Consider the following 9,646-nt stretch of genomic DNA (forward strand, 5'->3'; position numbering starts at 1 on the left):
CCATCAAAATCTTTAACTTTAGGACGAACACACGAACCAGGCATTACTTTTAAATAATTTTAGCTCTTTTCCCTGATTTACCGTCTTCCGTCTTATTAATCCCCGCCAAAGGCAGAGGAACTCACCCGCCTCGGCTTCTTTCAACTATCATGCTGCTTTTTTATTCAAAAAATTAAAAATACTTTGTAACAATCTTTCTTTATCCAACTTGATCTGATAATCATCAATACCGACCTGCTTACCCTTGGCCATATCATCTTCTCCGGCCAAGGATGTCAAAGCAATAACTGGCAAGTGAGCAAAACGATCATCATTTTTAATTAGTTTGGTTAATTCAAAACCATCCATATTTGGCATCTCCAAATCTGTGACCACTACCTGGATCTCGTTGGGATGTTCATTTAAATACTCCCAGGCAACACTTCCATCTTCAGCGGTAACCACTTCATATCCTTCATCCTTAATAAATTTTTTGACCTGAGAACGGAAAAAATCCGAATCCTCAACCAGCAAGACCTTATTTGCTCCTTCTTGAAGGACCGTAACAGTCTCCCTTTCTTCAAACCACCCCGGATTCAAAGTCTCCACTAACTCAAAAATATCCACTATCAGGGTAGTATGACCATTAATTATGGCTGAACCGGAAATTCCAGTCTGCTTTAAAGTAAAAGGATCGATATTAAGTTTAACCTCAACAGCATCCACAGGTGGTGAAGCCAGAAGACCAACTTCATGTCCGCCCACAACAAAAACAATAACCACCAGTTCTCCTTCCAATTCCAGGTGATTAACATCAGCCACTTCTTCTAAGGCAAAAACGGGCAAACTTCCTCCACGATATTGAATAACTTTTTTACCGCCAACAATCTCAATATCTTCAGCCTTAATCATTTCCACTCTGGCAACCAACGCAAGAGGCACTGCGCAATGCTCACCCGGACCATTATTGAATAAAAACAGAGAATGAATTTCTTCGGCAGCCCGCCTTTCCGCTTCTAAAGCCAATTTCTTAGCCTTATCAGTACCGGCTACAGAAGACAGCTCTCCAAGCCTGGCTAAGCCAACCACATCCAAAATCAGGGCCACCCGACCATCACCCATAATAGTGGCTCCGGCATACCCCTCACAATTTTTCAGATGCCTGCCCAGAGGCTTAACCACTATCTCCACTGAATCATGCAATTCATCCACAACCAGACCATATTTAAATGAGCCTGCCTGGACAACAACAATATTAACATCCCCGTTTGTCTTTTTTACTAACGACTGGCTACCCTCAACTAATTCCGAGTCACTAAGGCTATTGTGATCCTGAGCAGAGTTCAATTCATCTGAGCTTCTACCGGAGCCCAAGACATTGGCCAGGCTCATCAAAGGAATCAGCTCGCCCCGTAAAATCAACACCTCTGCGTCTCCGACTCTTTCAATTCGCTCAGAAACCTGATGGGCTGGGACTTGTATCAATTCGTCAACATTAACCTGAGGGATAGCAAACCTCTCCTGGCCCATGGAAATAAGCAGGCTTGGGATAATTGCTAATGTAAGTGGTAATTTAATGCGGATAGAAGTCCCCTTATCCTTTTGTGTCTCGATTTCTACTTGCCCACCCAATTTATCCAAATTACTTTTGACTACGTCCATGCCTACCCCCCGGCCAGAAACATCAGAAACCTTTTCTGCAGTGGATAGGCCGGGCAGAAAAATCAAATTTAACTTGTCCTTTTCTGACATGCTGCTGACCTGCTCTTCTGAGACCAGACCTTTTTCAACTGCTTTGCGGGCTATCTTTTCCGCATCCATTCCTCGACCATCATCAATGATTTCAATATTTACTTGGCCAGCGGCATGAAAGGCTTTAAGAATAATTGTTCCTCGCGGATTCTTGCCCTTGGCTATCCGCTCTTCCGGAGGCTCAATACCGTGATCAGCTGAATTGCGCACCAAATGCGTTAAAGGATCTGATAAACCTTCTATAATTGTTTTATCCAGCTCGACCTCCTTACCTTCCAGTTTCAATTCAATATCCTTTCCTAGTTCACGAGCAAGATCCCTTACTACACGGGGAAATTTGTTAAAAATATTGCCAACAGGCTGCATTCTGGTGAGCATAATGGCTTCTTGCAATTCTGAAGTGACCAGATCAACGCGCTGTCCGGCCATAGCAATGGCATGCTTGTCATCCGTAGATATAGCTTGCAAAAGCTGATTGCGACTTAAAACCAACTCTCCCGCCAAATTCATCAAATTCTCTAAAAGGCTGACATGGACGCGCAATGTCTCGGCGTGCACTGCTTTAGCCGAAGTAGATGCTGGTTTTGTTTTTCCCTGCGCTGAAGGTTTTGGAGCAGGTTTGGGCTCTGCTCTTTCCTGCTGAACTTTGGGGGGCTCAACCTGAACTTGCTCCGGTATTTGTTCAACTTCTTCAGGTGCATGAGGAACAATTTCAGCCTCTGAGCCAGAAACTTTTTCCGAAACTGTCTCTTGTTCTTGAATTGACTCTTCTGGCGTATCTTTAGATGACTCCACCCGAACATCTTCAGTCTGAATATTTTTAATTTGCTCATCAGGAAGGTCAAATAGAGTGGTAATAATATCCGGCTCAATAATTGTGGCATATAAGGCATACATGGGCAGCTTATTGGAAAATCCGTTATCTTCTAAAGTGCCTACTGCATCAATATCGACTTTAATATCCAGAATATCCCCTGTAGCCTGCATATCCTTGACCACATCCATTGGTCTCTTATCTTTTCTATGTACATCATGGATAAGATCAAATTCAATCAAATAAATAAATTTACCCCTTTTCTGAGCCTGCATAAGATCAAATTCTTTAAGAACAAAAATGGTTCGCTCGTTCCGGTCTTTAATTACCACCTCATTGACTACACTTTGTTTCTCATCCTGAGGTAAAGAAGCCGAAGTAATTCTAGTCAGAGCATCGATATGTTCGGAAATATCCATCTCATTGCTTTCAGAAATATTTTCAATCAGTTCCCGCAAGCGATCAAAAGCCAAAAGGACTATATTGATTACCTCAGGGTTAGGCACAATTTCTCGGTTCCGGATCATATCCAAGATATTCTCTATCTTATGAGCCAATTCCTTGATATTGCTTAAACCCAGAAAACCAGCACCGCCTTTTATGGAGTGAGCAGCTCGAAAAACCTTATTCACCAATTCTTCATCTATATTTTCACCTGCTTCTTCAATAGCTAAGAGATCATTCTCAATGTTTTCAAGATGTTCTCTGGATTCCTCGACATACATTTGCAAGGTTTCATCATCCATCATACTCATAATTCACCTCTTTAAGGATGCAGGCTAACTAGTATGTTATAATTCTGGCAAACATACCAACAACACAATATATTAAAATAATCTAATATTTACCATACAAAATAAATAGCGTCGTAAAAAGAAACGGTTATTAAACAAACAATCTAAACATTTAAGTTAATGCTCTATTTGCTATGAACATTCATTTTTTTTCACGCTTCTTCCATATCAATATGTTTATCAAGACGCATTGTTTTAAAAAGATTTAAAATATTATTATTAACATTGATAAGCTTCAATTTAGCACCTTTATTCCTTAAACTATTATGCGTAGCAATAATTATACCAATACCAATAGAATCTACATACTCTACATTCTTAAAATCTAAAGTTAGTATTTTGGGTTGTTCGTCAACGGCCTTATGTAATTTTTCCTTTAACTGTTGCGAACTAGTAGAAACAATATCTCCATCAATAGTCAGGAGAAGTTCTTGTTCGGCCATATTACCCTCCGGTTGATTTTAATAAAATTAACTTCGTATAACCATTGGTCTTAAGTCAAGAATTTTTATACACATTTATTCAATACAACCGCGCTTCGCTAATTAATGCCAACAAGTCATTAGCCAGCCAGTTGCTCAGCCATAAAAATCGCCTGTTGTAAGCTTCCAGGATCTGCTTTACCCGTACCCACCAAATCATATCCTGTACCGTGGTCTACGGATGTGCGCACAATAGGTAAGCCCAAAGTAATGTTTACAGCCTGACCGAAATGCAAAAGTTTTAAAGGGCCCAAGCCCTGATCATGATACATGGCTAATACAGAAGAAAATTTGCCCTGGGCAGCTTGGTAAAAAAGTGTATCTGCAGGATATGGCCCCTCAGCATTTACCCCCAAGGATTTGGCTTCTTCTACGGCCGGTCCGATGATCTCGATTTCCTCGCGCCCGATTTTACCCATCTCACCAGCATGAGGATTTAATCCGCACACCCCAATGGGCAGGCTCGCCAGATCCATTTTTTTCATTAATTCAAAAGTAAGCTTTAAGCAGCGTACAACGCGCTCAATACTAATCAATTCCGGCACTTGGCGAAGAGGAGGATGAGTGGTAGCCAGACTAACCCTTAACTTTTCACCCCAGAGGTGCATACATACTTTGTCCTTACCCACTCCAAACCGGTCACCCAAAAATTCCGTATGTCCGGCAAAATCAAATCCTGCCTCCTGGAGCATGGCTTTATTCAAAGGCCCGGTGACCAAGGCTCCGGCTAAACCCTTTTTCAACAAAGTGCAGGCCAAATCCAGAGACCTGCCAGCACTAAGCCCCCCATGAACATGGGCATGGCCAGGTTTCAAAGCTAATTCTTCCAGCCCATCCGGCTCCATGACATAAATACCTGGGCCAACCTTGTTAAGCTCTGCTAAATCATCTACCCTGTTCCAGAACTTGTCCTTTTTCAAATGCCGACAATGATAGTCTAAAGCCTTCTCCAACCCGATTATTAACATCTTCTTGTCAGAATAAATCTTTTCCAGTTCCAGGCTACATATAAGCTCCGGTCCCAGCCCGTTGGGATCCCCCATGGTGTAGACTATAAATTGGGGATCCTGATCCGTGTTCCGATTCAACACCCTACCCATTTCGCTTACTCGTTACAGGCTACAGTCTATTGCCTATTTCTTTGAAACTCTTAAGCATTCTACATAAAATAGACATCCTTTTTGGTTACAAAAACCATTTTCAGCCCGTCCAAAGCAATCAAAATTGCCCTCTGCCTTTTGAACCATTCTAATGGCCTGGACCTTGGTTGTGCCTACAGGGAATTTTAATCCCAATTTTCTACCCAGTTCACGAACGTCCTGCATCTTCATAGTCTAACCTCCTATAAGCAATTGGACCGGTTCAAAATCGGCCCGGTTTATCTTTGTCCCTGTAGGTTTGGCCATTGCTCCTGTTTAAAATTTACGCTTCCAGCCCTAACCTATTATATATCTCTAAATATATCTTTGCGGACATATTCCAAGAATAGTCAGCCTCCATCGCCCTGATCTGAATCTGCTGCCAGACTGTTTTATTTTTAAACACATCCAAAGCCTGATCAATGCCGTGCAAAAAAGCATCTGCCCGTGGCTTATCAAACATAAACCCGGTTGCCCCTTCTTGCGGATAGGGGATAATGGTATCTTTAAGCCCTCCTACAGCTGTTGCAACCGGGGGAGTACCATACCGCAGACTATACATCTGAGTCAGTCCGCACGGTTCATACCTGGAAGGCATGAGGAAAATATCCGAACCAGCTAAAACTTTATGGGCCATCTCTTCTGTATAGCCAACAATTGCACTTACATAGTCGGGATACTTCTCGACAATTTCCATAAGTCTGGCTTCAAAAAAAGAATCACCCTGACCTAAAACTACCACGCCTACATTGCGTTGCACAAGTTCAGGGATTATATCCATCAATAAATCAATACCTTTTTGCCGCCTGAGACGACCAATAAATCCGAGCAAAGGCCGATCCAACATTTCATCTTTTAAACCCAGGTATTGCAACAGTTTAATTTTACACTGCTTTTTCCCTTCCAGATTCTGCCAAGAATATCTGGCATCAAGGAAGGTATCCTTTTCTGGGCTCCAGATACTATAGTCTGCACCGTTTAATATACCTGACAAAAAATTACGTCTTTTTTGAAGCAGCCCCTCCAGTCCGCAACCAAACTTCGGAGTCAGTATCTCTTGAGCATAAGTTGGGCTAACAGTAGTAATCTGGTCTGCGTAGGCAATACCAGCCTTGAGCAAATTGAAGCTGTTATGAAATTCTACCCCATCCATGTTCCAAGCCTCATAAGGCAATCCGCAATCCCAGAACAGCCTGGAAGAAAATCGGCCATGAAAGGCCAGGTTATGGATGGTAAAAACCGTAGAGGTCATGGACCAGAAAGGCTCGTTTCGTCGCCAGAAATAAATATACGCCACGGCCAAGGCAGTATGCCAATCATGGGCGTGAAGAATCTTGGGCGCCCGGTCAAATTTTTTGATCAAAGACAAGGCAGCACGACAAAAAAAGATAAACCGCTCGCAATTGTCAAAATAATCCCCTTTATAAGTGCAATAATAATGACGTCGATCAAAATATTCACCCCGGTCAATAAAATAAACAGATATGCCCTGATAGTCTGCTTTATAAACATCAGCCTTAACTCCCGGCCAGGGATAGTCAACAGGGATATTTTCATACATCAGGCGCAGCTTATAACTGGCCGTAGATATTCGCCCATAAAGAGGGGTGATGACACAAACTTTAACCCCCAGCTTTGACAAGGTCAGAGGCAAAATACCCATGACATCACCCAGCCCTCCTGTTTTGGAAAAGGGATAAACCTCAGAAGCTAGAAAACAAATTTCAGGTTGTTGAAGCATTTTGACAAACTTTAAGTTTTAAGGGTTAGGTTTTTTTAAGGTATCTCGCCCGTCTTGCTAGCCCCTGCCATCATCACTAACCCTTAACTATTCAGCCTCATAATCCCCCCTCATCAAACTGGCCATGCCCCATAGAGCGCTCATTTGGGGGTCAGGACTGGTGACGATCTTTTCCGGCCACAGCCAGGGTCTTTTTTGCAAACGTTGTTTTATTGTTATCCAAGTCCCTGTCAAAAAATATCTACTAAGACCACTGATGCCTCCGGCAAGGCCAATAGCTTTGATGTCAAAAATTATCATTAACTGAGTTAAAAAAAGTCCTAGCCTGTGACCATATTCTCTCAAGGCTTTAAAGCTTCCAGCATGCCCATTTTTTAAATACGGCCAGATTTCTTTCGGGTCATTCAAGGCTAGCTCATGTTTGGCAAATAAATCCAATAAGGCCTTTTTATTTAACCAAGTCTCAGCGCAACCGACCTGACCACAACCACACTTTTCACCCAGGCCCGATCCCAGATAAATATGTCCTAGCTCTGGTCCAGTATCATGAGCCCCCCGCCAGATCCGAGTATTAAAAATCACCCCGGACCCAACTCCTGTTCCCAAAGTAAGTACTATTGCATGTTTTTCTCCCTTGAGTCCCCCCTGCCAGACCTCGCCCAGGGCTGCTGCTTGGGCATCGTTTTCCAAAATAACATCCAGAGCAAACTGTTCTTGAATAAAAGAGCCCACTTTGAAACCGGAAAGTTCGGGCATATTGGTGGGAGAAAGATAAACTTTTCCTTGCCGGTCAAAAGGTCCAGCACTGGCCAGGCCAATCTTTTGCACCTGGCTCGGGCAGTCACTTTTAAGCCTTATAATAAGTTCGCTTAAGACCTCTTTGGTCCCTTCTAGAGTTTTCTTTCTGGGCAGAACCAGGACAGGACCGTGTTTTCCCTGTTCATCCAGCCAGGTTCCGCGTACGTGCGTTCCCCCTAGGTCAAGACAAATAAACATCGCTCTCCTATTTAAGCCTTGAACCGTTCAAGATAGACTACAAAATCCCTGAGTATCTGACCGTGGTCAAAAGCAAGTTCAGGCAACGCGTCCAGGGAAAACAATCTGGCTAGTCTTGCATCATCACTGGCTTTCAGTCTAGTTAAGTCCTGTGCACTGGCCATAAAGACAATACTTAAGGTATGAAAACGGGGATCACGCTGAGGATGAGAGTAAACACCTAGAAGACCGGTTAAAACTACATCCAGGTTGGTCTCTTCCTTTGCCTCGCGCAGAGCAGCTTGCTCCACAGACTCTCCATAATCGACAAATCCACCTGGTAAGGCCCACCCAAGGGGTGGGTTCTTGCGCTCAATCAGAACAACCTGCTTGGGGGGAGAAAAAATAATAATATCAACAGTAGGAACCGGATTGCGATAATGAAGAATAGATTGTCCACATTTAGGACAGGGTATAGAGTAAGACATATTTTGTTAAAATGGTCGAAAATTAAAAACGGACAAAAGCGCTTAAACTATTTTCAGAAACCTTTTCAAGTCTGAGGTCGACAAAAAAAGTCCCGGTCTTTTCATGGTCATTAACTGTTTAACACTCTTAGATTAAAGTATGTTTTTAAATGAAATAAACCAAGCTTGCAAGATAATTATTGTCCACAATGGGGCTTTAGGTGATTTTTTACTGGCTTGGCCAACTATCTGGAATATAAAACAAAACTTTAGCCAAACTAAAGTCTTTTGGGCAGGCCGGGAGATTTACCTCCCCTGGATAGAAAAAATGGGCATAAATAGGGTTGACCCTATGACCAGGAAAGCAGTCCAAAGTCTTTACTCGGCCCCCTTGTGGCCAGATACCTTTAAAGATACTCTGATTTTCTGGTTTGGCCTAAAACAAAGAACCATAAAAATAATTCATCCCAACCTCATCTTTTTAACAGGCATTGACTTAAACCGTAAAAATCATGTTCGAGAAGTTTATGCCCGGAAATTAAAATCATTAGGACTTATCTGGGATGACAACTGGCTTTTTGCCTGGCAAAATTTGTATTTACCTACACGAAAACCAGAGAGCATTATTATTTTTCCAGGCTCAGGACATCCTGCTAAAAACTGGCCTCTGCATAACTTTCTTATGTTAGCAAAAAACCTGCAAAAAGATAAAGAAAACATACGGTTTGTGCTCGGCCCTGTGGAAGTTGAAAGAAAATTGACGATCAATGAGTTTCCAGTTGTCACCCCCGAGGACTTCAACCAGTTGCTCGACATTTTGGCCCGGGCCAAAATGGTTATTGGCAATGACACCGGCCCATTGCACCTAGCCGGGTACATGGGCATTCCGGGCATATCCCTATTCGGTCCTACCTCGCCCAAACAGTGGGCACCGCAAGGCATGCACATCTTAACCAGCCCTAAAGGATGTGCCCCCTGCTCAGATTTAGGCCAGATATCTTGCCCCGCACCTGAATGCATGGAGGAAATAAAAGTCAGGAGCGTTCTAGCCACAGCAAGGAAGATACTAGGAAAATTTGGGAGAGGGTGACGTTGAAAACTTGGAAAGATTAGCTGCTGCACCTTTCCAGCAAACATAAATACACAAATATAAAGCCGGCTTTCCCATATCCAAAAAAAGAAAGAGAAAGCCGGCTTTGGTAAAAGGAGGAAGACATCAATTTACATGCAAAAACAGGGCCAATACACAAAACATATTCTTTTCTTTATTTTTCAATAAGTTACAAAATCAATCCAGCCCCAATATTGGTTCAAAAATTTAAACCAAAAATTTGATCTTAAATGTAGATTAAAGTAGATTTGTTAATAAACTCAAGCGGTAACCTCACAATCACTACCAAAGAAACGGTTAAATTTTTTGAACCCCCATGATGCACCCTATGAGCCTGTGGCCAAACCCTATTTTAAGCGCAGATTGAAAGTCTTGGTTTCTGAAATGCATTA

8 protein-coding genes are annotated in these 9,646 nt (G+C 42.5%); 1 reads left to right on the forward strand and 7 read right to left on the reverse strand.

Annotated features, from left to right (window positions below):
- Positions 1 to 147: 147 nt before the first annotated feature.
- From AC3WVG_RS06020 to AC3WVG_RS06050, 7 genes are all read right to left on the reverse strand, one after another.
- Positions 148 to 3,300: a hybrid sensor histidine kinase/response regulator gene (locus AC3WVG_RS06020; protein WP_488797264.1), complete on the reverse strand. Its 3,153-nt coding sequence runs from the start codon at positions 3,298 to 3,300 to the stop codon at positions 148 to 150.
- A gap of 191 nt (positions 3,301 to 3,491) precedes the next feature.
- Positions 3,492 to 3,782: an STAS domain-containing protein gene (locus AC3WVG_RS06025; RefSeq protein WP_488797265.1), complete on the reverse strand. Its 291-nt coding sequence runs from the start codon at positions 3,780 to 3,782 to the stop codon at positions 3,492 to 3,494.
- Positions 3,783 to 3,901: 119 nt separating this feature from the next.
- Positions 3,902 to 4,921, reverse strand: coding sequence for a 4-hydroxythreonine-4-phosphate dehydrogenase PdxA (gene pdxA, locus AC3WVG_RS06030; protein WP_488797266.1), 1,020 nt, complete (start codon positions 4,919 to 4,921; stop codon positions 3,902 to 3,904).
- A gap of 33 nt (positions 4,922 to 4,954) precedes the next feature.
- The gene (locus AC3WVG_RS06035) at positions 4,955 to 5,152 is read right to left on the reverse strand and encodes a hypothetical protein (RefSeq protein ID WP_488797267.1); all 198 of its coding nucleotides are present in this window, start codon (positions 5,150 to 5,152) and stop codon (positions 4,955 to 4,957) included.
- Between the two features lie 91 nt (positions 5,153 to 5,243).
- Entirely contained in the window at positions 5,244 to 6,701 is a 1,458-nt protein-coding gene (gene glgA, locus AC3WVG_RS06040) for a glycogen synthase GlgA (protein WP_488797268.1), read from the reverse strand.
- Positions 6,702 to 6,788: 87 nt separating this feature from the next.
- The gene (locus tag AC3WVG_RS06045) at positions 6,789 to 7,697 is read right to left on the reverse strand and encodes an ROK family protein (protein ID WP_488797269.1); all 909 of its coding nucleotides are present in this window, start codon (positions 7,695 to 7,697) and stop codon (positions 6,789 to 6,791) included.
- An 11-nt stretch (positions 7,698 to 7,708) separates the two neighbouring features.
- Positions 7,709 to 8,164: an NUDIX domain-containing protein gene (locus AC3WVG_RS06050; protein ID WP_488797270.1), complete on the reverse strand. Its 456-nt coding sequence runs from the start codon at positions 8,162 to 8,164 to the stop codon at positions 7,709 to 7,711.
- A 139-nt stretch (positions 8,165 to 8,303) separates the two neighbouring features.
- Here AC3WVG_RS06050 and AC3WVG_RS06055 point away from each other — a divergent pair, with 139 nt between their 5' ends.
- Complete coding sequence (locus tag AC3WVG_RS06055; RefSeq protein WP_488797271.1) at positions 8,304 to 9,233, forward strand: glycosyltransferase family 9 protein; 930 nt, start codon at positions 8,304 to 8,306, stop codon at positions 9,231 to 9,233.
- Positions 9,234 to 9,646 lie beyond the last annotated feature (413 nt).

Source organism: Desulfovulcanus sp. (genome assembly GCF_982781345.1).

Coding starts and splice junctions, on each gene's coding strand:
- AC3WVG_RS06020 (WP_488797264.1), bottom strand. CDS start 3,300: ATGAGTATGATGGATGATGAAACCTTGCAAATGTATGTCGAGGAATCC.
- AC3WVG_RS06025 (WP_488797265.1), bottom strand. CDS start 3,782: ATGGCCGAACAAGAACTTCTCCTGACTATTGATGGAGATATTGTTTCT.
- pdxA (WP_488797266.1), bottom strand. CDS start 4,921: ATGGGTAGGGTGTTGAATCGGAACACGGATCAGGATCCCCAATTTATA.
- AC3WVG_RS06035 (WP_488797267.1), bottom strand. CDS start 5,152: ATGAAGATGCAGGACGTTCGTGAACTGGGTAGAAAATTGGGATTAAAA.
- glgA (WP_488797268.1), bottom strand. CDS start 6,701: ATGCTTCAACAACCTGAAATTTGTTTTCTAGCTTCTGAGGTTTATCCC.
- AC3WVG_RS06045 (WP_488797269.1), bottom strand. CDS start 7,697: ATGTTTATTTGTCTTGACCTAGGGGGAACGCACGTACGCGGAACCTGG.
- AC3WVG_RS06050 (WP_488797270.1), bottom strand. CDS start 8,164: ATGTCTTACTCTATACCCTGTCCTAAATGTGGACAATCTATTCTTCAT.
- AC3WVG_RS06055 (WP_488797271.1), top strand. CDS start 8,304: ATGTTTTTAAATGAAATAAACCAAGCTTGCAAGATAATTATTGTCCAC.